Below are 24,499 nucleotides of genomic sequence, written 5' to 3' on the forward strand. Positions count from 1 at the left end.
TCTCTTTAGCGCATGCCGCGCGGGCAGCTTATTTGCGTTTCACGGGCGCCTTTTTGGCAGGTGCCTTCTTGGCGGGCGCCTTTTTCACGGGAGCCTTGCCGGCCGTGGGCCGACCAGCGGGCGTTTTCTGCAGCTCCGAGATGGTTGGGGCGGGGCCGTACTTCACTTCGGCGGCGTTGGGGTCGCCGGTGAGGTAGAGGTCAAACTCGACGCGGCGGTTCAGGGCCTGGCCGGCTTTGGTGGCGTTATCCGCAATCGGTTTGGTTTCGCCGAAGCCGTGCGATACGATGCGGTCAGCGGGCACGGCCTGACTCAGCATGTAGGCGCGGGCCGAGGCGGCGCGGGCATCCGAGAGGCGCAGGTTGTAGTTGTCATCGCCCTTGCTGTCGGTGTGGCCGGCGATGCTCAACGTGTAGTCGGGGTACTCGGCCATGATGGCGGCCAGGTCCTTCAGCGTCGGGTACGAGCTGGGCAGCAGCACTGCTTTGTTAAATTCGAAGTTGATGTATTTCGTGGCCTCTTTCAGGCGCTTCTTGGTCTCAGCTTTCACCTCGGGGCAGCCTTTGTTCGAGGCAGGGCCAGCACGGTCGGGGCAGCGGTCCTGATAGTCGGGCACGCCGTCGCCGTCGCGGTCAAGCGGGCAGCCGTTGGCGTCAACTTTCACACCGGCAGGGGTGTCGGGGCACTTGTCGTTCTGATCAATCACGCCGTCGTTGTCGGCGTCGGGGCAGCCTTGCAGCTCCGCCTTGCCAGGCGTGTCGGGGCACTTGTCGTCGGCATCGGTCACGCCGTCGCCGTCGCGGTCGGGGCAGCCTTGCAGCGCGGCTACGCCTTTCACGTCGGGGCACTTATCCTGGTAGTCGGGTATGCCGTCGCCGTCTTTGTCGAGCGGGCAGCCGTTGGGGTCCACGGCTACGCCCTTGGGGGTACCGGGGCACTTGTCTTTTTTGTCAGACACACCGTCGCTATCCTCATCCTTGGCTTGGCCCAGGGCTACGGTAATACCGGCCTGGTGCAGCAGGAACCGGTCGTAGAGCTTGTCGTTGGGGCTGCCGTACAGGTTGTCCACGCGCTCGGTGAGCGGGTAGTGCTGGCTAGTGGTCAGGTCCAGCGACACCACATCGCTGAGGCGAAGGCGAATACCGGCCAGGCCAAACAGCTCGGGGCGGCGAATCTGGGTGACGCCGAAATCCTTGCCGTTGGCCCGGCCCGAGGTATTGGAGAGGAACATGCCGGGACCCGCCATCAGGTACGGCTGAATGCGGGATTCTTCTTTCAGAATCTTGCCGTTGTTGAGCTTGAGCTTGAAGCCCAAATCAACCATGCCCACGCGGGCTTCGAAGTTGTCGCCGGCGCGTACCTGGCTGCTGAATTTATACGTTTCGTAGTAGCCCAGCAGGGCCGCGTCCCAGGAAGGCGAGAGGTAGCGCGAAATAGCACCGCCGCCGCCCACCTCGATGTCGACGCCGGAGCGGTTCCAAAAATCCGAGCCCATGTTGCCGTGGTACTGCAGCAAACCAACGTTGCCGCTGAGGGCTGTTTTTCTATCGGGGGTCTGGGCCTGCGCGTGCGGGGCAGCTACGCCAAGCAGGACCGCACCCAGCGCGAGGCCGCGCAGGAGTTGAGGTTTTAGGTGCATAATAATGGGGTGTGAAAGAGAGAGTAGTCCACCATGCGCTTTTCAGCCAATGGTACATATTCCGTTATACCCTTTCTACCCAAATAAGTTGCTACAGGAATGCCTATAAGGCATACGGCCCGCCACCGAACATATTGAAAATGAAATACCCTTGCCCAACATGCGTCGTGCTTGGGCTGGGCGTTGGCCCGGGAGCGGTGGGCCTCGCTGCTGGTGCCGGCCCAGTCACCTGAGCGGCTTCAATCCCTTGCCTTTTACGCACAAAAGCCACCTGCTTTCGCGGGTGGCTTTTTATGCATGGGAAACGGAAGAGACCGGGCCTTAGAACCGCCCGAAGTTGAGCCCCAGAATCAACACGATGCCGATTACCATCAGAATCAAATAGGTTTCAACGGCGCCGGTTTGCACATAGCGCAGCAGCTGGCCGCCGCCGTTCACCACACGACCAAACCCACCAACCACGGGGTTGATGATGCCGTTTTCCACGAATTTATACAGGCCGGTAGACAGCGCCATAACGGGCCGGGTAAACAGCGTATTGTACAGCTCGTCGATGTAGTACTTGTGGTATACCAGGCTTTCGGGCGCCGAGCGCTGGGCCTCGTCGGCGGCCGGGCGCTGGGCGCGGGCCACGTACTGCACATACGCCAGGACGATGCCCAGCAAGCCCGCGGCCACCGACAGGCCCATGAGCATCAGTTCGGTGTTGTGGTCGGGCTCGGCGCTGAACGCGGCCGGCATCAGGCGCTGCGAGTAGGTGAAAATCGGAGCCAGGTACTCGGCCAGGTAGTGGTGCCCGCCGGTGAACATGGGCGCGCCCATGAAGCCGCCCACGGCTGCCAGCACGGCCAGGATGATGAGCGGTAGCGTCATCGACGCGGGCGACTCGTGCAGGTGGTGCTTCTGCTCCTCGGTGCCGCGGAACTCGCCGAAGAAGGCAAGGAACAGCAGGCGGAACATGTAGAACGCCGTGAGGAAGGCCGTGAGCAAGCCCATGGCCCACAGCACCTTGTTGTGCTCAAAGGCATGGCTCAATATTTCATCTTTCGAGAAAAAGCCCGAGAACGGCGGAATGCCCGAAATAGCCAGGCAACCGATGAGGAAGGTCAGGAAGGTGATAGGCAAGGCTTTGCGCAGGCCGCCCATGCGGCGCAGGTCCTGCTCGTTGCTCATGGCATGAATCACGGAGCCAGCGCCGAGGAACATGAGCGCCTTGAAAAACGCGTGGGTGAGCACGTGAAACAGGGCCGTGGAGTAGCCCATCACGCCCAAAGCCAGGAACATGTAGCCCAACTGCGACACCGTGGAGTAGGCCAGTACCTTCTTGATGTCGTTCTGAGCCAAGCCAATGGTGGCGGCAAACAACGCCGTGGCCGCGCCCACAATAGCCACTACCTGCAGGGTATCGGGCGAGAGCGTGAACAGCACGTTGGCCCGCAGCACCATGTAGATGCCCGCCGTAACCATGGTCGCGGCGTGTATAAGCGCCGATACCGGCGTGGGGCCGGCCATGGCGTCGGGCAGCCAGGTGTAGAGCGGCAGTTGAGCTGATTTGCCCATGGCGCCCACAAACAGCAGCAGCGTGATGGCCGTGCAAATTCCCACGCCGTACGTGCCGAACTCGCCGACGCTGGCCTTCTGGAACACCTCGGCGTACTGCACCGAATTGAAGGTGAGGTAGATGAGGAAGATGCCGAGCAGGAAGCCCAGGTCACCGATGCGGTTGATGATGAAGGCTTTCTTGGCGGCGTTGTTGAACGCGGTGTTCTTGTTCCAGAAGCCGATGAGCAGGTAGGAGCACAAGCCCACGCCTTCCCAGCCAATGAAGAGGATAACGAAATTGGCGCCCAGCACGAGCAACAGCATGCTGAAGATAAACAAGTTCAGGAAGCTAAAGAACTTGCCTACGTTCTCGTCGTGGTGCATGTAGCCGATGCTGTACACGTGAATGAGGAAGCCCACGCCCGTCACGAGCAGCAGCATGATGAGGCTGAGCTGGTCTATCTGGTAGCTGAAGGGGATTTGCAGCGAGCCCACCGTAATCCAGTCGAACAGCTGCACGGTATACTGGTACTGAAAGTTCAGGAACAGCATCACCGAGATAAGGAAGGAACCCAGTACGGTGGCGCTGCCAATGAGGCCGGCCACGGTGCCGGAAAGCTTCCGGTTGAGCAGGCCGTTCAGCAAAAAGCCCAGGAAAGGCAGCAGCGGAATCAGGACGTAGAGAAACGTAGAATAAGGGGCGTTGGCGCCGGGGAGAACAGTTTCTTGCATAATGGAGTGACTGAGCGACGGAGTAACTGAGTGAAAGCGGTAAGCAGGAAGCAACCTTGTGCGAGAGCAAGCTGGCGTAAACACGCAGTCACTCCCTCACGCAGTCGCTCGGCTACGCTACCACTTCAACCGGCTGAGCAGGTTGACGTCGGTGGTCTGGAAGTTGCGGTAAATCATGACGATGATGCCCAGGCCTACTGAGACTTCGGCGGCGGCTACGGCCATGATGAAAAACACGAAAATCTGCCCGTTGGGGTCGGCGCGGTAGGCCGAGAAGGCCGTGAGCAGAATGTTCACGGCGTTGAGCATCAGCTCTACGCACATGAAAATAATGATGGCGTTGCGCCGCACCAGCACCCCCGTCACGCCGATGGCAAACAGGGCCGAGGCGAAAAAGACGTAGTACTGCAGCGGAACGGTGCGGATAACTTCGGGAATGGTCTGGCAAACGGTTTGGTCCATGCGAAAGGGCCGGCGATAGAACAGTGCAGCCGGCCGGCCGGCAAAGGTATCCTTGAAAAATGGAAAATTCGGGGTGATTTTGCGTGTGGCATCCTCAACAATAGGACCGTCCTGCTGAGCGCAGCCGAAGCATCTCGACCGCGTACCTAATCTAATCGCCCGGTATTAATCGTCTGTCATGCTGACGCAGGAAGCATCTTATCAGGTTAGAACAAGTCGTTCTGCGGCGATTAGATGCTTCGCAGGCTCAACATGACACGAGGCGCCCGCCGGATGCTTCGGCTGCGCTCAGCAGGACGGGCGAATAAGTCCGGCCTGCAAAAGTTAAAGTAATTTCGGGGGGCCAGCGTCTGCTTGTTCAGAATGGAAACCATGGCACTTTCGCTCCCCTCCTCCCTTGCTTCGATGTCGGCCTCGCAGCAAGACCGCCAGATTGCCGACGCCGTGCGACAGCAGCGGCCGCGGCTGCTGCAGTTCATCCGGCGCCGCATCCCCGACGAAGCCGAGGCCGAAGACCTCCTGCAGGACGTCTTTGCCGAGCTCGTGGAGAGCTACCGCTTGCTCAAGCCCGTGGAGCAGGCTGCGGCTTGGCTGTTTCGGGTGGCCCGCAACCGCATCACCGACCTGTACCGCCGCAAGCGCCCCTTGAGCCTGGAGGCGGCCTTCGGTGCGGCCGAAGCCTCCGACGACGGCGAAGGCCTTCTGCTGGCCGACCTGCTGCCCGCTCCCGACGACTCGCCCGAAAACCGGCTGCTGCGCGAAACCCTTATGGATGCTCTCACCGATGCGCTGGCCGAACTGCCGGCCGCCCAGCGTCAGGTATTTGTATGGCACGAACTAGAGGACAAGACCTTCCGGGAAATGGAGGAAGAAACGGGCGTACCCCTCAAAACCCTGATTTCGCGCAAGCACTACGCCGTGCTGCACCTGCGCAAACGCCTGCAAAAACTGTACACCGAGTTATTCACCGATTAATTCTTGGTTGTCAGTTGCTCGTTGTCAGGCTTGTATATAATTTCCTGAAAACTATATAACTGCAGCTAACAACTAACAACGAACCACTACTTATCATGGACCGTAAATTCTGGCTGCTCCGCGGCCTCCGCATTTTCCTCTTCGCGGCGCTGTTTCTTACTGCTGCTGTATTCCTGACCCAGTACCTCTGGAACTGGCTAGTGCCAGAGCTGTTCCACGGCCCGGCCATCGGCCTGGGCCAAACGGTGGGCCTGCTGGTGCTGAGCCGCATTCTGTTCGGCGGCTTTCGGGGAGGCGGGCGGCCCGGCGCCTGGGCGCAGCGGCGCAAGGCCTGGCAGCAGCGCATGGCCGGCCGCCTCGAGCACCTGAGCCCCGAAGAGCGCGAAAAATTCCGCCTGCAAATGCAACAGCGCTGCGGTATGGGCTGGATGCGCCGGCCCGAAACTGCGGCCGAACCCAAAATGGAGCAACCGGCTTAGCACCTGCGCGCCACAGCATGAAAATTATTTTAGTGGCGCGGCTCCTTGATAAAAGGAGCCGCGCTTTTTTATTGGCTTTTTATTTAGACATTTGCCTAAACATTAAAACACCGCCATGAATGCCCTCTTCAAAGCCCTGAACGACCCCACCCGGCGGGCTATTCTGGAGAGGCTGCGCAACGGGCCGGCCACGGCGGGCGCCATTGCCGAGCAGTTCCAGTTCTCCGCCCCCACCATCAGCCACCACCTCGACCTGCTGCGCCAGGCCGAGCTGGTGACGAGCCAGAAGCAAGGCCAATTCGTGGTCTACACCCTCAACATGACCGTGTTCGACGAGCTGTTGGGCTGGCTCTACCAGTTCAAATCCTAAGCCGCGCTCCCCTTTCGCATAAACTCCAACGTTTCCATGAAAAAGAACCTGCTTCTCTGGCAACTGCTCACCCTGCTGGCGTTGCTAGTGCCCACGGCCTACCTCGCGTATGCATGGGCGGGGCTGCCGGCCCAGGTGCCCACGCACTTTGGGCTCGACGGCCAGCCCAACGGCTACACCCGCCGCGAGCACCTCTGGCTGCTTACCCTGGCTTTGCCGCTGGGCCTGGCGGTGCTGCTCAGCGTGCTGCCGCGCCTCGACCCCAAGCACCGCATCGCCACCGACACCGCCAATTTTCAGAAGCTGCGCCTGGCCCTCGTGGGGCTCGTCAGTGGGCTGGCTTGCTATTGCCTCTACGTGGCCCTGCACCCCAGCGCCTCGTCGGGCCGGGGGCCGGCGGTCATTGTGGGGCTGAGTTTCGCCTTGCTGGGCAACTACCTCACCACGGTGCAGCCCAACTATTTTGTGGGCATCCGCACGCCCTGGACGCTGGAAAGCGCAGCCGTCTGGGCCCGCACGCACCGCGTGGGCGGCATTCTCTTCTGCTTGGCCGGGCTGCTCATGGTGGCCCTGGGGCTGGTGCTGCCCCTGGCCTGGGTAGGCAAGGCTTTGCTGGGCTTGATACTGGGCACGGTGGCCTTTTGCTACTTCTACTCCTACCTGCTTTTCCGACAGCAGGAGCGGCTGGGCCGCTCGGCCTAAGCCGCACAGCGCGCTGGCACTTTCCCGCCCAGCGGCCCCACAAGCTGGACCACAAGTGGGGTTTTAATGCTAACCAAAAGCCGCTTCACTTGCAGTGGGGCGGCGTTCTGCATTTGTATGCTTTGAATTGCCATCGCCCAATTTGGCCTTTACTTATAATTACAATAATTTTTTAATTGTCAATATTTGCAATTCGCTATTATTAGTTTGTACGTTTGCAATGCCCAATCAAAAAAGACATCAACGCAATTCTATATGACCTCACGCTTTACATCTGCTGTAATCGCCTTAGGCTTGTTATTCTTAGCGCTGCCCGGCCGGGCTCAGTTCGCCTACGCCAGCGTGGCGCCGCCCAAAAAGGCTGTTACGAAGCCGGCAGCCGTAGAAAACACCAAAGCGACCACATATAAGCTGGTGCACGGGGTGATACAGGACGAGCAGGGTGCTCTGCCCGGGGCCACCGTTCGGCTGCACGGCACCCGCACCATCGCCGTGACCAACTCCGAAGGAGAATTTGAACTCCGCGTGCCCGCCGATGCCAAAGCCGTGAAGCTGGTGTGCAGCTACGGCGGTTTGCAAGAGACCGTACTCACCACCGCACCCGTTCAGGCCGTGGGCTCTGTGTACCTGGTGCGCCCCACCCGGCCCTCGGCCAACGAGCTGAGCGACGAATAAGCCTCATCCTTACCAAAACACCTCTTTCACCAAGGCAACCGGCACCTTTTTTCTGCAAAACAGTGCCTTAGCAAAAACCCTGGCCCCATACGGTCGGGGTTTTTTTATGCCCGAAAAGCTGGCTTTCGCAAACAGCAATTTCACTCGCCTAGCCAAATCATTCATTGACCGGTGCAAATATGACCGTTGGGCCAAACAGGGCCAAACGGGGTTATATACAAGTCTAGATTTGTATCATTCAAAAACCCCACGGCTTTTCCCACCTTATCTGTACCTCGTCGCATGCGCTCTTCTTTACTCCTGGCCGTCACTTCCCTCCTCATCCTCGCCCTGAGCCTGACCGGCCCCCGCGCCCAGGCCCAGAGCAAGCCCGCCAGTAAGCTGCTGTTAGCCTCGGCCGCTCCGGTGGGCAGCCGGCCCGCTGCAGTGGGCAATGGGCGTACCAGCAAGGCCGCCAGCCCCAGCAGTGCCACCAAGGTGGTGAGCGGGCGGGTAATGGGCCCGGCCGGCGTGCAGGTGGGTGCAGTGGTCGAAGTGGCCGGCACCGAAGAAGCGACCGTTACCAATGCCAACGGCGAATTCAGCCTGACCGTGCCGGACAACGGCAGCCCCGTGCAGCTGGTGGCCAGCTACGCCGGCTTCGCCGATGAGACCACGACCATTGCCGCCGACGATTGCTCGGCCACGCTGAAGCTGAGCACTGCCCAGCCCGTAACGTGCACCATTGCCCGCCGCCAAGGCATGAAGGCCTACCTCAAGACGGCGCACCGCCAGGCCCGCCGCTCTTTGCGCAGCATCAAGTAAGCGCGAGAAAGCAGCCGACGCAAAAAAGCCCAGCCCAATTAATGGAGCTGGGCTTTTTTGCGTCGGCTGCCTGGCGGCCTACAATTTTATATCCTTGGCATTGTCTTCCAGCACGCGGTCTGTCAGCTCGTGATAGGGGTCTACGGCGGCTTTGGCGAGCTCCTTGGCCACTACAAACTGGAACTTGTTGGTGCTGGTGTGAATGCGGTGCTTGGTGAGCAGCGGTGTTACAGGCTTTTTGTCTTTGCCCAAGGCCGGGAAAATGGCTACGGGCAGGTAGTCGTTTTCGGGACTTGAGCTCCATCTTGTAGTGGAAGTAGCGGCGGTTGCCCTGAGCCCGGGTAGAGAAAAGCCACAGTAACGAGTGACTTGAGGGGAGAAATATGCCGCAAGATGAGGCCAGGAGCCCCGCCAACGTTGCAGGTTAGCTTTTATTTAATATTCATATGTTAATAATTTTAAACGCGAGGGTAGCGCTGCGGAATTTTGCACGGTTGCCCGCCAGGGCACTACCTTCATACTCGACTATAGCCCGCCTCTGCCATGCACATTCTCCGTCACGTTGACCTCACCAAAGTCTTTTTCGTTGATATTGAGACCGTGCCCTGTCATAGCTGCCACGACGAGCTGCCCGAAACCCACCGGCCGCTCTGGGAAAAGTTCAGCACCAAACGCCACGCCAAGGAGGTGGCCGACGGCAAAACCCACCCGGAGCTGTATGAAAAAGCGGGCCTTTACGCCGAATTCGGCAAAGTGGTGTGCATCTCGGTTGGCTATTTCCGCTACCTGAAGGACGACGCGCTCGAGTTCCGGGTCAAGTCCTTTGCCGACGACGACGAGTGCGCGGTGCTCAGCGGCTTCGGGAAGTTTCTGGAGCGCTTTCCGCCCGCCAGCCAGGACTACCGGCCCAAGCTCGACACGGCCGGCAAAGACGGCTACTACCTCTGCGCCCACAACGGCCGCGAGTTCGACTACGGCTACATGGGCCGCCGCATGCTCATCTGCGGGCAGCCCATTCCGCCTATGCTCGACATTGCCGGCCACAAGCCCTGGGACCTGCCCCACCTGCTCGATACCATGGACCTCTGGAAGTTTGGCGACAACAAAGGCCACATTTCCCTGCCCCTGCTGGCCGGCGTTTTCGGCATCCCGTCGCCCAAAGACGACATCGACGGCTCGCAGGTGGGCTACACCTACTGGACCGAAAAAAACCTCAAGCGCATCGTGACCTACTGCGAAAAGGACGTCATCACCACGGCCCGCGTTTACCTGCACTACACCGGCCAGAAGGCTCTGTGGCCCGAGGTGCAGGTGACCCACACGGCCTGGCCCGCCGTGCCCGCTATGCGCGTGATGGCCTAACACATTTTCTCACAAGCAATTCGACAAAGGGCAGCCCAACAGGCTGCCCTTTTTGATGGTCGAACGCCAGCGATGCGCCCCGGCAGCTCAACATAATGCCAACACTTATTAATACTATTTTTACCTCAACGCCTTCGGGCACGAAACCGGGTCAATTTTGATTGCGCCCATTTTAGCTCACTTGCTTTATTTCAATGCCCTCAAATGAATATTAGCCTTTTTACGCACTTATTAGCCATAAATAAAAACAAGTCCTGCATTATTGTTGCCATAATTTGATACTCAAAAACAATAAAACGAAAGACATGGAAGCACTTGCCTCATGGCAATACTCATAAAACAGCTTTTGTTTCTCATTTAATTTCAATCTCTATATAGCCCCTTCTTTTACTTTCCGTTTTATGCCTTCACGCATTTTATCGCTGCTACTGCTGTGTCTGGCAGTTGGGCTATCGTTTGGCCGCGTCCAGGCCCAGGTCTCGGCTCCTAGCCAGGGCGGTGAAGTCCGCATTGTCCGGGTCACGGACACGACCATGGAACTGGAATTTGGCATCGGGGGCACGGGCCAGGGCCGGGTACTGGCGCTGGCCGCCACCGTGGGGGGCATGCCCGTGCCGCTGGTGGCCGCCGACGACCATTTTTACACCGGCAACGCGGCCTATGGCCAGGGCACTGCACTCGGGACCGGCTATGCGGTGTATAGCGGCGCGGGCCACGCCGTCACGGTCACGGGCCTCCAGCCCAACACGTACTACTACATCACCAACGCCGAGTACAACGCCGCCGGCGCCAGCATTGCCTACAACACCCGCAGCACCAGCATCTCCATCGCCACCCGCAGCGCGCCACCCGCTCCCCTGCCCGTTGAGCTAACTTCGTTTACCGGCACCGTGGATGCCCGCGGCATGGCCCTGCTGCACTGGACCACCGCCACCGAGCGCAACACGGCCTATTTTGGGCTGGAACGCTCGCTCAACAGCTCCACGTTTGCCGAAGCCGGCCGGGTGGCCGCGGCGGGCACCAGCACCCGCCCGCTAACCTACCAGTGGCCCGACCTGCAGCGGCTCACGCAGCCCACGTACTACCGCCTCCGGCAGGTAGACCGCGACGGCGCGGTGCACTACAGCGCCGTGGTGGCCCTGGCCCCGGCGCCGCGCCTGGCCCGCCGGGTGGAGGTGTACCCCGTGCCGAGCGCCGGCCAACTCGTGCAGTTGTTGCTGCAGGCTTACGACGATGAAGTGGTTGGGCTGCGCGTCAGCGATGCCCTGGGGCGGGTACTGCTGGCCCGCACCCTGGCCCCGACGGAAGCGTACTACCTCGCGTCGCTTCCCCTGCCGGCAGGGTTAGCCTCGGGCACCTACGTCCTCACGCTGTTTGGCAGCGGCACGCCCATCCAAAAGCGCTTCGTGGTATCGGATTGATTGCCGCGTTTTCTCGCGGGCCGTCCTCGATTCAAAGGCCACCGCATTAAAAACCCAGCCCAAATTTCCTGGCAAGTACCGCCCAATGCCCTTTCCGACGGAAGGGCATTTTTTTGTGCCTTAACGAAAAATGTTGGGCTGTAATCCCCGGTTTCATTGCTGCGCCGCCAGGTAAGCTCAACCATCCAACAAGCCTCGAAACTGGCGCCCAAGGGCCACGCCTCACTGCCAAGCCGCCCTCCTACCTCAACAGCAGCCAAACTGCCAGCAAGCCACAAACTCGACAGTATAAAAGAAAGATTTTCTTTGATTAATCGACACTTTTTTTTCAGTAAATTCCGTAAAATACTTTGTCTATCGATTTTTCATTTACACTATTTATAGCCCACTACCATGAAAACAGCTATAATCGACAATACATATAGCATTTATTCACTATTGAGAAAAGCGAATAAATTTGCTACGCTTCAGCTCTTGGCGGGGCTGGTCCTGATGCTGCTTTCCGGGCTTGCCAACCCCGCCCGGGCCACCGGCTTTGTTAAGGATTTCGTTATCCTAAACGGGACGCGGTACTACACCAACAGCAACGGCGGCGGCCCTGAGCCCCCGCTTTTGGGCATCAGCAGCCTGGGCAGCTACGACCGGGGCACCGGCATTCTGACCCTGGGGGCCGAGGCCAACACCAACGAGACCGGCAACGACGACGTGCAGGCCGTGCAGCTGTTTTACCGGGTGTATCTGCAGGGCTCGACGCAGGGTGCGTTTACCTCGCTGCCGTTGACTTTTGTGGAAGCGAGCGGCCCGGGCTCCCGGGACAAAAAATGGCAAAACATCACCAGCAACCCCAACCTACTGGCCGCTACCAGCGGCCCTGGGGTGTACGTGCTGGAGCTGTATTTCCAGGGTGCTTACGATTTTAAGAGCGGTGGCGGTGGCACGGCGTTCATATTCGACAACCGTGGCGGGCTAAACTACACCACCACCTTCACCGTAACCGGCAGCGTGCCCGTGCTGTGGACGGGGGCCGTGAGCGACGACTGGTTTAACCCCCTGAACTGGAGCCCCAACACCATTCCCACCAGCACCACCGATGCCACCATTGCCTTCTTTGCCAGTGGTGCGTTCCCCTACCCCACCGTCCGAGCGCAATTCAATGCCCAAGGCAACCCGGTGGCCGCGCAGGTGCGCACGCTGCGCATTCTGGGCAACAACGGCAGCCTGGGGGCGCGCAACTTCCTGACCGGTGGCGAATTGCGGGTCTACGGCGACTTCCAGGACCCCTTTGGCGGGTTTGGGCAGTCGGGCGGGGTGTTTACCCTGGCGGGCGGCACGCAAACCTTCGACGGCGCCGCTTTTACTGAAATGCACATCGAGGGCGGCGGCACCAAGCTGCTCACCAACCGGATGGACGTCCTGGCCCGGTTGGCCTTTATCGGCCAGGGCGGGGTCATTTCCACGCGCACCGACAACTCGGTGGTGTACAACGTTGACCTGGGCGTGAACGCCACCATCACGGGCGAGACCGAAACCAGCTTTGTGCTGGGCATCCTGCGCGCCCAGCGCTTTGTGGAGGCCGGGCAAACCAACTCGTTCGGCAACATTGGGGTAGACCTCACCACCACCACCGCCTCCCGGATTACCCTGGCCACCCGCCTCACCGGGTACGTGTACAACGGGGTGCCGCCGAGCAAAAGCGTGAAGCGCAGCTTCAGCTTCACGCCCGAAAACCCCAACGTGACCAGCTACTCCATTGGCTTCCATTACCTGGATTCGGAGATAAACGGGATTTTTGAAAGCGACCTGGTGCTGTTCCGCTCGCTGTCGGGCGGCATCCCGTTCACGCCCTTGTTCCGCACCAGCATCGACTCCCTTGCCAACGTGCTCATCCGCACCAACATTGACGGCACCCTGGCCGCCACCTTCACCCTCGGCGACCGGCGCACGCCGCTGCCCGTGACCCTGACCAGCTTTGCGGCGGTGGCCAGCGGGGCCGATGCCGTGCTCACCTGGAGCACCGCCCAGGAGATAAACAGCAAGGGCTTTGAGGTGCAGGCCTCGGCCGATGGGGTCAGCTTCCAGAAACTGGGCTTTGTGGCTTCCGAAACCCCGAACAGCAGCGCGGCCCGCACCTACCAGTACCGCGACGTGGCGGCCAGCGCCCACGGCGGCACCCGCTACTACCGCCTGCGCCAGCTCGACCTTGACGGCAAGCAAAGCTTCTACGGCCCGCGCGTGGTCACCTTCGGCGAGGCGGCACTGGCCCTGGTGCAGGGCTACCCCAATCCGTTTACGTCGGAAATCAACCTGACCCTGCAATCCCTGGCCGCCGGCCCGGCCACCGTGCGCCTGCTCGACGGCCTGGGCCGCGTGGTGCGGACCTGGCAGCCCACGCTGGCCGTGGGCACCGGCAGCCTGCAGCTGCCCAGCCTGGCCGCCCTGTCCCACGGGATGTACGTGGTGCAGGTGCGCTACCCGGATGGGCAAACCCAGCGCGTGAAACTGGTGAAGGACTAACCGCTTTGTGTATTCCTTATACACATCACAAAGTGGTTTGCGAAAAACACTGTAGAGTGCGGAGCTTGCCCCCGCCCACCGTTGAACAGAATCCTTGGGTATGCGCGAACGGCGGGCGGGGCCAAGCCCCGCACCCTACAGCGTGACGAGTATAAAAAGCCCTGCGAATGGCGCAGGGCTTTTTTTCGGCTACCAGCCCAGCTCTACCCATTGTCTGGCGAACTCGGAAGAGCAAACAAAAACGGCCGGCCTTCCGCTTAGAAGACCGGCCGTTTGGGCTGGCGCCAGTTGGGCTACGGAGCTTAGTTGAGCGTGGCCAAATCGATGACGAAGCGGTACTTCACGTCGCCCTTCAGCATGCGCTCGTAGGCTTCGTTGATGTCGGCAATGTCAATCAGCTCAATATCCGACATGATGTTATGCTCGGCGCAGAAGTCCAGCATCTCCTGGGTTTCGGCAATGCCGCCGATGAGCGAGCCGGCGATGCGGCGGCGCTTGCCGATGAGGTTGAAGGCGTGCACCTGGGGCGCTTCGGGCGGCACGCCGAGCAGAATCATGGTGCCGTCGCGGCGCAGCAAGTTCAGGTAGGCCGCCAGGTCGAGCGGGGCCGACACGGTGTTGATGATGAAGTCGAAGTAGTTGGTGACCGACTTGAGCTGGTCTTTGTCCTTGGTCACCACAAAGTTGTGGGCGCCCAGCTCCTTGGCATCGGCTTCCTTGTTGGGCGAGGTGCTGAGCACCGTGACTTCGGCACCCATGGCGGCGGCCAGCTTCACGGCCATGTGGCCCAGGCCGCCAAGGCCCATCACGCCCACGCGGTGGCCGGGGCCCACCTTCCACTGCCGCAGGGGCGAGTAGGTGGTGATGCCGGCGCACAGCAGCGGGGCCACGCGGGCCAGGTCGAGCTTGTCGGATACTTTGAGGGTGTACTTCTCGTCGACCACAATCTGGCTGGAGTAGCCGCCATACGTGGGCTGGCCTGTGCCGCGCTCGCGGCCGCCGTAGGTGCCCACCATGCCCACTTCGCAGTACTGCTCCAGGTCTTCCAGGCAGCTCGGGCAGGTGCGGCAGGAGTCGACCATGCAGCCCACGCCGGCCAGGTCGCCCACTTTGAAGTTTTTCACGTGGTCGCCCACTTTCGTGATTCGGCCCACGATTTCGTGGCCGGGCACCATGGGGAAAATGGAGCCGCCCCACTCGTCGCGCACCTGGTGCAGGTCGGAGTGGCACACGCCACAAAACTGAATGTCAATCAATACGTCGTGCGGCCCAACCTCGCGGCGCTCAAAATCAAACGGGGTAAGCGGGGCACTGACAGCCGGGGCTGCGTAAGCTTTCGTAGGAATCATAAATCTGGGATAAGGGTAAAAATGGGCCGAAGGCCGCAGGGGGCTAAACCGAAGCAGCCAACCAATGTTTGGGGCGGTGGGCAGAAAAGTCCGGGGTAGCTTTGCAGCATTATTATACCTGTAGGTCTTCCGCTATGCCCGCTATTTCAAGTCAGTTGTTGCTTACGTCTTTGGGCCGCCTGCGGCTAATTGCTTTCTTAGAAGGGGCTTCATTGTTGGTGTTGCTGGGCATTGCTATGCCGCTGAAGTACCTGGCCGGCCAGCCCACCGCCGTGCGCTACGTGGGCATGGCGCACGGCCTATTGTTTATACTGTACGTGGTGCTGGTCATTCAGGTGGCGATGCAGCAGCGCTGGTCTCTGAGCAAAACGGCGCTGGCCCTGCTGGCTTCCGTGGTGCCCTTCGGCACGTTCTGGGCCGACCGGCGCCTGTTTCATTAAGGCCCGTCAGGCAGTGACTACAGGCACCGGCGGCGGAGCGGGCGTGCCCTGGGCCAGAGCCGTGGCCACCATTTCCTGCATCCGGCGCAATGATTCGCGGGCAAATTTGCGCTGCAGGCTGCGCCCAAACAGCTTGAACCCCACCCAATAGAAGGGGTTGCGAATCTGGCCGAGCTGCGACACGGCGTGAATGCGAAACTGCACCGCGCCGGTGCCCAGGTTTTTGTGGATGGTGAAGTCAATCTGCCCGCGCTCAAAGTGGCCTTCGAGCGTGCGGTAGCCGTAGCCCCACACCCGCTCCGGTCCGTCGGGCGTGGCGCGGGCGGCCTCGTCGGTCACGCCGCTCACCCGCACGCCGAAGTAAAACTTGAAGAACAGAAACTGCGCCCGCAGCACCATAATGCGCTTTTCGAGGGGGCCATCGGGCGAGAAGATGCCGGTGATGAGGTCGGGTGGCGGGAAGGCGTAACGGCGCAGCACGTCCTGGGCGGCCGCAAAGGAGCCGGCCGCCGCAGGCGGGCCGGGGGCTTCAGCGGGCAGGGCGGTTTCGTAGTCGTCGATGCGCCAGCCGGTGGCGCTGGTGTACTCGTTTTGGCGGCTGAAGTCGTAGTTGACTTCGGCATTGGCGTAGGACTCGAGGCGGGCGCGCTGCTGCTCCCAGAGCGGCGGTGTAGTACCGGGCTTGGCCGGTGCGGCGCTAGTGAGGGGCGGGTTAGGCGTGGCGCTCGTGGTCATGGGAGCCGGTTTCGGTGTGCGTAAGGGTTTCCACGGTGACGTCGCCGAGGGCCTGGCCGCCGCTGGCCGCCGCCACCCGCCGGCAAAATTCTACCCAGGTGGCTTCCTGCACGCGCTTGCCCACGCCAATGGTATTGTAGGCAAAGGCCACCAGCCCATCGCGTGAACGCGCCCGGGAGCGGATTTCAAACCGCAGCACGTCCGGAGACTCGTCCAGAAAATGTGCTTCGAATTGAATGCGGCCGGCTTCCGGATGGCCTTCCAGCGTAATGAACTCGAAGTGGGTGTCGCCCACTTCGGTTACCCGCACGCAGCCGTTCCAGGGGCCCAGAATGGTGATTTCGAACTCCTCGCCTACCCGCAGGCAGTCGTCCGGACCGTCTTTCTTCTTGAAATCGGCCAGCATCTCGGGGGCAAAGTCAGCCACGTTGGCCTGCACATCGCGCATCAGCTGCGTGGGCGTGTGGCGCGGCCGGGCCACGTCGATAAAGTAGCGGCGCTCGAGCCACGGGCCCGAACCGGTGGCTGCGGGCTGTTCAGATTGTTCCACGGAGGAATGATGAGTTGTGAGAGATGAATTAGGAGTTGGGCACCAACTGCACAGCTTGCGTATACGCCGTTTGGGCATTTCGGGACATGGCCGACGACACATCCCAAAATCACACCTTCTAATTCACAACTCATCCCTTCTCCTATGGCTTACTACCGCCCGCCCGGCCCCCCACCCGACCCCGTTCTGGTGCAGACGCTCACCCAGCAGCAGCAGGAAATGCGCCTGCGCGTCCGCGCCGAGCCGTTGGCCCAAGAGCCGCGCCTCATCGCCGGCTGCGATTCTTCTTTTCCCACGCCCGACACCATTCTATCGGTATTCGTGGTGCTGAAATTCCCCTCGCTGGAGCTGGTGGAAAAAGTGTACAACTATGGAGTGGTGGACATGCCCTACGTGCCCGGCTTCCTTTCCTTCCGCGAAGCGCCCAACGTTATCGAGGCATTCGCCAAGCTCCAGAACAAGCCCGATGTCATCATGGTCGACGGTCACGGCATTGCACACCCGCGCCGCATGGGCATTGCCGCGCACCTCGGCGTGCTGCTCGACATGCCCACCTTCGGCGTAGCCAAGCAAAAGCTGACCGGCACTTTCGTAGAGCCCGGCCCGGAGCGCGGTCAGATTTCGCCGCTCACCGACGCCAAAACCGGTGAGCTCATTGGCCAGGTCATCCGCAGCAAAGACAAGGTGTTGCCCCTTTTTGTGAGCCCCGGCCACCGCTGCGACCAAGCTACCGCCACCCGGCTTACGCTGGCGTGCCTGCGCGGCTACAAGCTGCCGGAGCCCACGCGCCTGGCCGACCATTGGGCGGAGCAGTTTAAGAAAGAGGTACGGCAGGCTCAGTAGTGGGGAACCTCACCCCCGGCCCCTCTCCCGCGGAGAGGGGAGCCACGGCACAAGAACTAATCTCATTATAAAGAAAAGTCCCAGCTAAATCTTGAGTTGAGGCTTTTTGTTTGCTGAATAACGTCAGGCTCCCCTCTCCGCGGGAGAGGGGCCGGGGGTGAGGTTCTATCGGCAGAGATGCCCCTGCAGTGTCTGCAGACTCTCAGCCGCTTCAGCCGGAAGATTCAACAGCCTGGCTACTGCTTGAAATACCACCTGCTTTCCCTGCACCTGGCTCAATACGCCCGCATCCAGCGGCAGCTGCTGCGACTTGGAGAGCTTCTGCCCCGTCGCATCGGTAAGAAGGGCGTGGTGATAGAAGTGCACGCGCGTGGCATTAAATGGAGCTGTTTCGGATAGCTGCCCGGCCAGCCAGAGCTGGGCGGCTGTGCTGGGCTGCAGGTCTAGGCCGCGCACGATGAGCGTGGTGCCCAGGCACAAATCATCGACTACCGATGCGACCTGGTAGGCCGCCACGCCGTCCTTTTTGCGGATGACGAAGTCAGGCATGAGCGACCCGAGCGAGAGGCTCGTTTCGCCCTGCCAGCCATCGGTGAAAGCCACGGTTGTGCCGGGCGGTACGTGCGCTCGCCAAGCGGCACCGGGCGTTTCGAGGGGAACCGGAGCGTCAGTGCTGTTGGTGCGGGAGCGGGTGCTTGCCATCACCAGGTTGGGCTGTTTGGTTGTGCTCAGCAGGGCTAGGCGGCGGAGCACGGCGTTGTATTCGGGCAGATGCAGCAGCTGCGAGTAGTGGCGCAGGAAATCGTCGGGGCCGCGGGGGCCTTGGTCGTAGTCGAGGCCGAGCCAGTCGATGACGCGGAAGATATTATCCAGGTAAGCCGGACGCAGGCGGGCGCGGTCCAGGTCGTCGATGCGCAGGTGCAGCCGCCCCCCGGCCTGCCGGGTGAGCAGCCAGGTCAGCACAAAGTTCACGGCGTTGCCGAGGTGGAGGTAGCCGCTGGGCGTGGGTGCCAGGCGCGAAACGACGGGAGGCAAAGCAGCAGGGGGCAATGGCATGGGGTGGCTTGGAGGCGCAAGTATAAGCCGCGGGCACGCAGGGAATTGTTGAGCTAATAAAGTCAGGTATATAACTATTAAAATCCCTTACCTTAGGCAGCAATTGCAACGGCTCAACTGCTTGACTTGCAGTTAAACAGAACAGCTCTTTATCCGCCCCGTGCTATGCGCCTCTTCTACTTGCCGTTGCTGGGCCTGTGTTTGCTGCTGAAAAGCTGCGTCAGCCCCACCCAAAACCCCGCGCCCGGCACGCCGCCCGTGTCGTACCGGCCCATTCTGATGTCGCGGCAGCAGCTGGAAACGTCGGTGGCCGGGCAGCCGCCGCGCGCCCTGCAGGTGCCGGGCAAAATCTTCATCAGCAACCGCTACCTGTTCGTCAACGAACTGTACCAGGGCATCCACATCTACGATAACGCCGACCCGGCCAAGCCCACCGAGGTGCAGTTCCTGCGCATTCCCGGCAATGTGGACCTGGCCGTGCGCGGCAGCCTGCTCTACGCCGACAACGGCCCCGACCTGGTGGTCATCGACATCGGCGACCCCGCCCAGGCCCGCGTGGTGGGCCGCACCCGCAACGCCCTGCCCGAGCTGGCGGCCCCCATTCGCAACTTCTCCCTGCCCGCCGAATACCAACCCGCCAACCGCCCCGCCAACTCCGTGATTGTGGGCTGGGAAAAACGCTAAACCATGAAAACCCTCCTACTTATCCGTTTCGGCGTGTTTCTGGGCTTGGCCATTACCCTCAGCAGCGGCGGCTGCGGCGACTCGGCTTCACCCTCCGCGGCCAATGCCGCCCCGGGCGGCGAAGGGCAAGCCGGCTCCACGGCGCGCTTCGCCCTCATGGGCAACACGCTGTATGCGGTGGACAACGTCAGTCTGCGCACCTTCGACCTGAGCACCCCGCAAACACCCACGCCCGGGCCGGTAGTGAACGTGGGCATCGGCGTCGAAACCATCTTCCCACAAGCCCCCTACCTGTTTATCGGCAGCCAGCAGGGCATGTTTATCTACAACACGGTTGGGGGCGCGCCTAAGCTGGTGGGCACCTACACCCACACCTTCAGCTGCGACCCGGTGGTAGTGGCCGACCGCTACGCCTACGTAACGCTGCGGAGCGACGGTCCCTGCGCCCGCGGCCTCAACCAGCTCGACGTGGTGGACCTAGTAAACCTGACCCGGCCCCAGCTGGCCAAATCCTATCCGCTGTCGCAGCCCTACGGCCTGGGTGTAGACAGCTCCCTGGTGTTTGTGTGCGATAAGGGCATCAAGGTATTCGACGCCCGCAACGCGCCCACGCTGGTTCAGGTCCAGTCGTTTTCCATCGCCGCTACCGACGTCATTGCCCATAAAGGGGTGCTGCTCGTCACGGGCACCGATGGCCTGTACCAGTACCGCTACACCGCCGCCACGGCCACCAGCGCCGCCACGCTGCAGCAGTTGAGCCGAATTCCCGTGACCACGAAACCATGAGCCGGCCCCAGCTCAAAACGTGGTTGCAGCTGCTGGCGGGCCTGTTCCTGCTGCTGAATGCCGGCGCTGTGCAAGCCCAGATAGCCCCCGATTCCGCTCAACTGGCCGTGAAGCTGGCGCTGGTTCGGCTGCTGTCGAGCACCTACGAAGCGGAGGTGGAGTACCGCTGCGCCCCGCGCTTAAGCGTGTCGCTGCTGCCGCGGGTGGTGGCCGGCACAGCAGTGGATTATTCTACGCCGCCAAGCACGCGCCACTCCGACGACCACGTGCGGGGTGTTGGGCTGGGGCTGGGTTCCCGCTACTACATTCCCAACACCGGCACCGAAGGCGCCAAGCTGGCCGGCGTGTACCTTGGCCTGAAAGCCGAGTACCAGCACCTGCGCCTCAGCTACCAGCAGGAAGGCTGGGGCGAAGACCCATCCGCCACCGATGGCCTGCTTTACTACAAATTCCGCCTCCGCGACTACTCCGAAACCATCAACCGCTACGGCGGGGCGGCCACCCTGGGCTACCAATGCCAGGTGTTTCACCCGCGGCTGCGCTTCGATACCTTCCTCAGCCTCAACGCCCTGAACAGCCGCTCGAGCGCCGGCGAAGCCAGCCGCTACCGCTCGGCCCGGGCCGACTATGGCCACTCCGGCACGTTCTGGACCATGGGTGTCAGCCTGGGCTTCGTGGTCAAGTAAGGCTTAATCACAAGGTCCACGCAGCCATTTGCAGCACCACGCGGTACCCGTCGGGGTCTTCGAAGGTGCGCCCGTGCTGGTCCCAATAGGGGTTATACGACGGCACGGGCGCGTAGCCGGCGGCTTGCATGCGGTCCACGGCGGTTTGCCATTCGATGAGATTGGGCAGGTAGAACACGAGCAGGTGGTGGTCGGCCGTGGGCGCCCGGCCCACGCGGTGGCCAGGCCGGTGCGTAAACTCCAGGTGGTACGGCGCCTGCGGGCTGCCCAGCATCACCCCGTCGAAGCCGTTGTGGTTGGCAAAAGAAGCCAATTGCTGCAAGCCCAGCCCGTGGCAGTAAAACCGAAGCAGGGCCGCTAAATCATCGGTGGGCCGGGCAATGCGCAGCGTGGGAACTTGCATGATGACTAGAATGGCGTAAATAAGCATTACAAGATAGCCCTACTGCAGAAGTTACACAATTACAGCGGAGCCTTACGGGTCCGTGCGTAAGTTTGCGTTCAATTTGCGGGTGGGTTCCCCCACCCTGCAACGCGCCCAACCCGCTCGTTCATGCTGACTGCTGTACTGCTTTTCCTCCCTCTTGCTGCCGCTTTATTGCTGCATTTCACCAAGGGAGCCACCGCCCGTGCCCTGGCCCTGGGTGCTTCCCTCCTCGAATTTGGTCTTGCGGTATATGCCGCGTTCGCCTTCAAAAGCACTGGCACGGCCGGGTTTAACCTCGACTACGCCTGGATTCCCTCGGCCGGCATCAACTTCCACATTGGGCTGGATGGCCTGAGCTTGCTGCTGGTGCTGCTCACCACGTTTCTGGTGCCGCTCATTCTGCTGGCCGCCTTCCGGCACAAGTACGACAACCCTTCGGCCTTCTACGCCCTCGTGCTGTTCATGCAAACGGGCTTGCTGGGCGTGTTCATGTCGCTCGACGCTTTCCTGTTTTACTTCTTCTGGGAAGTCGCCCTGATTCCGATTTATTTCCTGGCCGGCGCCTGGGGCGGCGAGCGTCGCATTGCGGTCACCCTCAAGTTCTTCCTGTACACGGTGGTGGGCTCGCTGCTCATGCTGGCGGGCTTTGTGTACCTGTACCTGCAAACCGGCCCCGCCGCCGGCAGCCTGGCCTCCCACTCCTCGGAGCTGTCGGCGTTCTACAACCTGAAGCTGAGCGCGGCCGAGCAGTCGTGGCTGTTCTGGCTGATTTTCGCGGCCTTTGCCGTGAAGATGCCCATCTTCCCCTTCCACACCTGGCAGCCCGATACCTACACCGAGGCCCCAGCTCCGGCCACCATGCTGCTCTCGGGCATCATGCTGAAAATGGGCATCTACGGCACCATGCGCTGGCTGCTGCCGGTGGTGCCGCTCGGCGTGAGCCAGTGGGGCAAGCTGGTTATCATCCTGTCCGTCATCGGCATTATCTACGGCGCCATCATTGCCATCCGGCAGCGCGACATGAAGCGCCTCATCGCCTATTCGTCGCTCTCCCACGTGGGGCTGATGGCGGCCGGCGTGTTCTCGCTCACCCAGATTGGCCTGCAAGGCGTGGTGGTACAGATGCTGGCCCACGGCGTAAACGTAGTAGGCATGTTCTTCGTGGCCGACGCCATTGAGCGCCGCACCGGCACCCGCTTCATCCCCGACCTGGGCGGCCTTACGCGGCGCACGCCCGTGCTGTCGGTGTGCTTTCTGGTGATGCTGCTCAGCACCGTGGCCCTGCCCCTCACCGGTGGCTTTGTGGGCGAATTCCTGCTGCTGGCGGGTGTGTACCAATACAATGCCTGGGTGGGCGCCGTGGCCGGCCTCACCATCATCTTCTCGGCCGTGTACCTGCTGCGCATGTTCCAGCGCGTGATGCTCGGCCCGGATTCTGCTTTCTCCGAAACCATTAACGACCTGACCGGCGGCGAGCTGCTGGTGCTGGTGCCCCTCATTGCCCTGGTGTTCTGGCTGGGCTTGTTCCCCGGCACGTTCCTGCACCTCTCGGAGCCCGCCGTGACCAACATCCTGGCACTGGTCGGCCGCTAACCCCCCTTCGTTTTTGACAACAAAACAGGAACGTCATGCTGAGCGCAGCCGAAGCATCTCTACCTCAACACTAACTTAATACTTGCGCGGTAGAGATGCTTCGGCTGCGCTCAGCATGACGTTCCATTGGGCCCGGCCCACCGCCCAACGTCCTTTTTGAAGTTATTACATGACCTCCATCATTCTTCTCTCCGTCTTCGGCATCCTCAACCTGTTCCTGGGCTTCCTGCGCTCGAACAAGGTGTTGCTCCCCGGCGCCATGCTGCTGCTGCTGGCCGTGTTCGGGGCCAACCTGGCCGACTGGAACGTGGTGCACGCGCCGTATTTCAACAACATGCTGGTGGTGGATAACTACACGGTGGCATTTACCGGCATCGTGCTGCTCACCACCATTGTGCTGCTGCCCTTCTCGCGCAGCTACGTGCTGTCGGGCGAAACCAACCTGGCCGAATACTACGCCCTGCTGCTCTTTTCGCTGGTCGGCGCCATTATGATGGTGGGCTACGACCACCTGCTGATGCTGTTTGTGGGCATCGAAATCCTGAGCATCTGCATGTACGTGCTGGCCGGCTCGAGCAAGCGCGACTCGCGCTCCAACGAGGCCGCCCTCAAGTACTTCCTGATGGGCGCCTTTGCCACGGGCATCCTGCTGTTTGGCATTGCGTTGCTCTACGGGGCCACCGGCACCTTCGTGCTTTCGCAGCTGGCCACGGCCGTGGCTGCCCCCGCCAATGCCAGCCTGCAGCCCATGCTCTACATCGGCATCCTGATGATGATTATCGGCATCGGCTTCAAAGTATCGGCCGCCCCGTTCCACTTCTGGACGCCCGACGTGTACGAGGGCACGCCCACCTTCTTCACCGCTTTCATGAGCACCGTGGTGAAGACGGCTGGTTTTGCCGCTTTCCTCAAGCTGCTGGCCGTGGCCCTGCCCGCGGCCCAGGGTTTCTGGCTGCCCACCATCCAAGCCATGTGCGCCCTCACGCTACTGCTCGGCAACGTGGGCGCCGCCGCCCAAACCAACACCAAACGCATGCTGGCCTACTCCAGCGTGAGCCACGCCGGATACCTGCTCATCGGCCTCGTGGCCAGCAAGGGCGTCCTCACCGGTGACGCCGCCAACGGCATCTTCTTCTACTCCCTGGCGTATTCCATTGCCACGGTGGCCGCCTTCGGCGTGCTGAAACTGGTAACCGAGCACCGCCTGCGCGACGACTACGCCAGCCTCAATGGCCTGGGCAAAACCAACCCCCTGCTGGCCTTCACCATGACGGTGGCCATGCTCTCGCTGGCTGGTATTCCGCTCACGGGCGGCTTCTTCGGCAAGTTTTTCCTGCTGGCCGCCGCGGCCGGGCAAGGCTACATCGGTCTCGTCGTTTTTGCGGTAATCATGAGCATGGTGGGCCTCTACTACTACCTGCGCCCCATCATCGCCATGTACCTGCGTCCCGTGGATGGCGACGCCACCCCCGTACCGGTAGACGGCATTCAAACCGTGACGCTGGCAGTGCTGGCGCTGCTCACCATCTTGCTGGGCATTGCCCCGGGCTTCCTGAGCGGGATATTGTAAGTTATCTACTTTACCCCTGCGTAAAAAATTTGGGTTATTTAAATTTTTAAAAAGTTGATTTGCGGGATAATAAGCCTGCTTAGGAAAGAATAAAAAAATACAC

25 protein-coding genes are annotated in these 24,499 nt (G+C 61.2%); 16 read left to right on the forward strand and 9 right to left on the reverse strand.

Going from position 1 to position 24,499, the window contains the following annotated elements; translation table 11 throughout:
- Positions 1-28 precede the first annotated feature (28 nt).
- The 3 genes from AUC43_RS21795 to nuoK all read right to left on the reverse strand — a co-directional run bounded on the left by AUC43_RS21795 (position 29) and on the right by nuoK (position 4,375).
- Positions 29-1,639 carry an OmpA family protein gene (locus tag AUC43_RS21795; protein WP_068188758.1) on the reverse strand — a complete coding sequence of 537 codons (1,611 nt, stop codon included), beginning with the start codon at positions 1,637-1,639 and terminating at the stop codon, positions 29-31.
- 321 nt (positions 1,640-1,960) lie between these two features.
- Complete coding sequence (gene nuoL / locus AUC43_RS01210) at positions 1,961-3,913, reverse strand: NADH-quinone oxidoreductase subunit L (RefSeq protein ID WP_068188760.1); 1,953 nt, start codon at positions 3,911-3,913, stop codon at positions 1,961-1,963.
- A 117-nt stretch (positions 3,914-4,030) separates the two neighbouring features.
- Positions 4,031-4,375 (reverse strand): NADH-quinone oxidoreductase subunit NuoK, encoded by a 345-nt coding sequence (nuoK, locus tag AUC43_RS01215; protein ID WP_068188765.1) that lies wholly within the window; start codon positions 4,373-4,375, stop codon positions 4,031-4,033.
- A 372-nt stretch (positions 4,376-4,747) separates the two neighbouring features.
- On the opposite strand from nuoK, the gene AUC43_RS01220 reads away from it, so the two are divergent.
- The 6 genes from AUC43_RS01220 (at position 4,748) to AUC43_RS01245 (ending at position 8,380) form a co-directional block, all read left to right on the forward strand.
- Positions 4,748-5,350, forward strand: coding sequence for an RNA polymerase sigma factor (locus AUC43_RS01220; protein WP_068198053.1), 603 nt, complete (start codon positions 4,748-4,750; stop codon positions 5,348-5,350).
- A gap of 95 nt (positions 5,351-5,445) precedes the next feature.
- Positions 5,446-5,829 carry a hypothetical protein gene (locus AUC43_RS01225; RefSeq protein ID WP_068188768.1) on the forward strand — a complete coding sequence of 128 codons (384 nt, stop codon included), beginning with the start codon at positions 5,446-5,448 and terminating at the stop codon, positions 5,827-5,829.
- 115 nt (positions 5,830-5,944) lie between these two features.
- Complete coding sequence (locus AUC43_RS01230; RefSeq protein ID WP_068188771.1) at positions 5,945-6,199, forward strand: autorepressor SdpR family transcription factor; 255 nt, start codon at positions 5,945-5,947, stop codon at positions 6,197-6,199.
- Positions 6,200-6,235: 36 nt separating this feature from the next.
- A complete protein-coding gene (locus AUC43_RS01235; protein ID WP_068188775.1) occupies positions 6,236-6,901 on the forward strand; it encodes an SdpI family protein in 666 nt (221 codons plus the stop codon).
- 255 nt (positions 6,902-7,156) lie between these two features.
- Positions 7,157-7,576, forward strand: coding sequence for a carboxypeptidase-like regulatory domain-containing protein (locus AUC43_RS01240; protein ID WP_082684830.1), 420 nt, complete (start codon positions 7,157-7,159; stop codon positions 7,574-7,576).
- Between the two features lie 282 nt (positions 7,577-7,858).
- Positions 7,859-8,380, forward strand: a complete 522-nt coding sequence (locus AUC43_RS01245) for a carboxypeptidase-like regulatory domain-containing protein (protein WP_068188782.1) — start codon at positions 7,859-7,861, stop codon at positions 8,378-8,380.
- A gap of 78 nt (positions 8,381-8,458) precedes the next feature.
- Here the strand turns inward: AUC43_RS01245 and AUC43_RS20755 are convergent, their stop codons facing one another.
- Positions 8,459-8,632: a hypothetical protein gene (locus tag AUC43_RS20755; RefSeq protein ID WP_157780872.1), complete on the reverse strand. Its 174-nt coding sequence runs from the start codon at positions 8,630-8,632 to the stop codon at positions 8,459-8,461.
- 291 nt (positions 8,633-8,923) lie between these two features.
- On the opposite strand from AUC43_RS20755, the gene AUC43_RS01250 reads away from it, so the two are divergent.
- From AUC43_RS01250 to AUC43_RS01260, 3 genes are all read left to right on the forward strand, one after another.
- On the forward strand, positions 8,924-9,742 hold the full coding sequence (locus AUC43_RS01250; RefSeq protein WP_068188785.1) for a ribonuclease H-like domain-containing protein: 819 nt from the start codon (positions 8,924-8,926) through the stop codon (positions 9,740-9,742).
- Positions 9,743-10,143: 401 nt separating this feature from the next.
- A complete protein-coding gene (locus tag AUC43_RS01255) occupies positions 10,144-11,163 on the forward strand; it encodes a T9SS type A sorting domain-containing protein (RefSeq protein ID WP_082684831.1) in 1,020 nt (339 codons plus the stop codon).
- 393 nt (positions 11,164-11,556) lie between these two features.
- On the forward strand, positions 11,557-13,677 hold the full coding sequence (locus tag AUC43_RS01260; RefSeq protein ID WP_082684832.1) for a T9SS type A sorting domain-containing protein: 2,121 nt from the start codon (positions 11,557-11,559) through the stop codon (positions 13,675-13,677).
- 302 nt (positions 13,678-13,979) lie between these two features.
- Here AUC43_RS01260 and AUC43_RS01265 read toward each other — a convergent pair whose 3' ends face one another.
- Entirely contained in the window at positions 13,980-15,026 is a 1,047-nt protein-coding gene (locus AUC43_RS01265) for an NAD(P)-dependent alcohol dehydrogenase (protein ID WP_068188794.1), read from the reverse strand.
- A gap of 134 nt (positions 15,027-15,160) precedes the next feature.
- Here AUC43_RS01265 and AUC43_RS01270 point away from each other — a divergent pair, with 134 nt between their 5' ends.
- Positions 15,161-15,466, forward strand: coding sequence for a DUF3817 domain-containing protein (locus AUC43_RS01270; protein WP_068188796.1), 306 nt, complete (start codon positions 15,161-15,163; stop codon positions 15,464-15,466).
- Between the two features lie 6 nt (positions 15,467-15,472).
- Here AUC43_RS01270 and AUC43_RS01275 read toward each other — a convergent pair whose 3' ends face one another.
- Both AUC43_RS01275 and AUC43_RS01280 read right to left on the reverse strand, forming a co-directional pair.
- Positions 15,473-16,201, reverse strand: a complete 729-nt coding sequence (locus AUC43_RS01275; protein ID WP_068188799.1) for a DUF1990 family protein — start codon at positions 16,199-16,201, stop codon at positions 15,473-15,475.
- Positions 16,179-16,751, reverse strand: coding sequence for a DUF1990 family protein (locus tag AUC43_RS01280; protein ID WP_068188801.1), 573 nt, complete (start codon positions 16,749-16,751; stop codon positions 16,179-16,181). Before AUC43_RS01280 ends, AUC43_RS01275 begins: the two co-directional genes overlap by 23 nt.
- A 144-nt stretch (positions 16,752-16,895) precedes the next feature.
- Here AUC43_RS01280 and nfi point away from each other — a divergent pair, with 144 nt between their 5' ends.
- Complete coding sequence (nfi, locus tag AUC43_RS01285) at positions 16,896-17,594, forward strand: deoxyribonuclease V (protein ID WP_068188804.1); 699 nt, start codon at positions 16,896-16,898, stop codon at positions 17,592-17,594.
- A 165-nt stretch (positions 17,595-17,759) separates the two neighbouring features.
- On the opposite strand, the gene AUC43_RS01290 is transcribed toward nfi, so the two are convergent.
- Positions 17,760-18,629, reverse strand: coding sequence for a glutamate--tRNA ligase family protein (locus AUC43_RS01290; protein WP_068188808.1), 870 nt, complete (start codon positions 18,627-18,629; stop codon positions 17,760-17,762).
- A 186-nt stretch (positions 18,630-18,815) separates the two neighbouring features.
- Between AUC43_RS01290 and AUC43_RS01295 the strand changes: the two genes are divergently transcribed.
- The 3 genes from AUC43_RS01295 to AUC43_RS01305 are packed head-to-tail and all read left to right on the forward strand — an operon-like array spanning position 18,816 to position 20,806.
- Positions 18,816-19,334 (forward strand): LVIVD repeat-containing protein, encoded by a 519-nt coding sequence (locus AUC43_RS01295; RefSeq protein ID WP_068188811.1) that lies wholly within the window; start codon positions 18,816-18,818, stop codon positions 19,332-19,334.
- Between the two features lie 3 nt (positions 19,335-19,337).
- Positions 19,338-20,120 carry an LVIVD repeat-containing protein gene (locus tag AUC43_RS01300; protein WP_071885789.1) on the forward strand — a complete coding sequence of 261 codons (783 nt, stop codon included), beginning with the start codon at positions 19,338-19,340 and terminating at the stop codon, positions 20,118-20,120.
- Positions 20,117-20,806 (forward strand): DUF3575 domain-containing protein, encoded by a 690-nt coding sequence (locus AUC43_RS01305; RefSeq protein WP_068188822.1) that lies wholly within the window; start codon positions 20,117-20,119, stop codon positions 20,804-20,806. Before AUC43_RS01300 ends, AUC43_RS01305 begins: the two co-directional genes overlap by 4 nt.
- Positions 20,807-20,813: 7 nt before the next feature.
- On the opposite strand, the gene AUC43_RS01310 is transcribed toward AUC43_RS01305, so the two are convergent.
- A complete protein-coding gene (locus tag AUC43_RS01310) occupies positions 20,814-21,209 on the reverse strand; it encodes a VOC family protein (protein ID WP_068198056.1) in 396 nt (131 codons plus the stop codon).
- A gap of 150 nt (positions 21,210-21,359) precedes the next feature.
- Between AUC43_RS01310 and AUC43_RS01315 the strand changes: the two genes are divergently transcribed.
- Together AUC43_RS01315 and AUC43_RS01320 are read left to right on the forward strand one after the other, a co-directional pair.
- A complete protein-coding gene (locus AUC43_RS01315) occupies positions 21,360-22,826 on the forward strand; it encodes a complex I subunit 4 family protein (RefSeq protein ID WP_068188825.1) in 1,467 nt (488 codons plus the stop codon).
- A 169-nt stretch (positions 22,827-22,995) separates the two neighbouring features.
- Entirely contained in the window at positions 22,996-24,396 is a 1,401-nt protein-coding gene (locus AUC43_RS01320) for an NADH-quinone oxidoreductase subunit N (RefSeq protein ID WP_068188828.1), read from the forward strand.
- Positions 24,397-24,499 lie beyond the last annotated feature (103 nt).

The sequence above is a fragment of the Hymenobacter sedentarius genome (genome assembly GCF_001507645.1).
GTDB classification, from domain to species: domain Bacteria; phylum Bacteroidota; class Bacteroidia; order Cytophagales; family Hymenobacteraceae; genus Hymenobacter; species Hymenobacter sedentarius.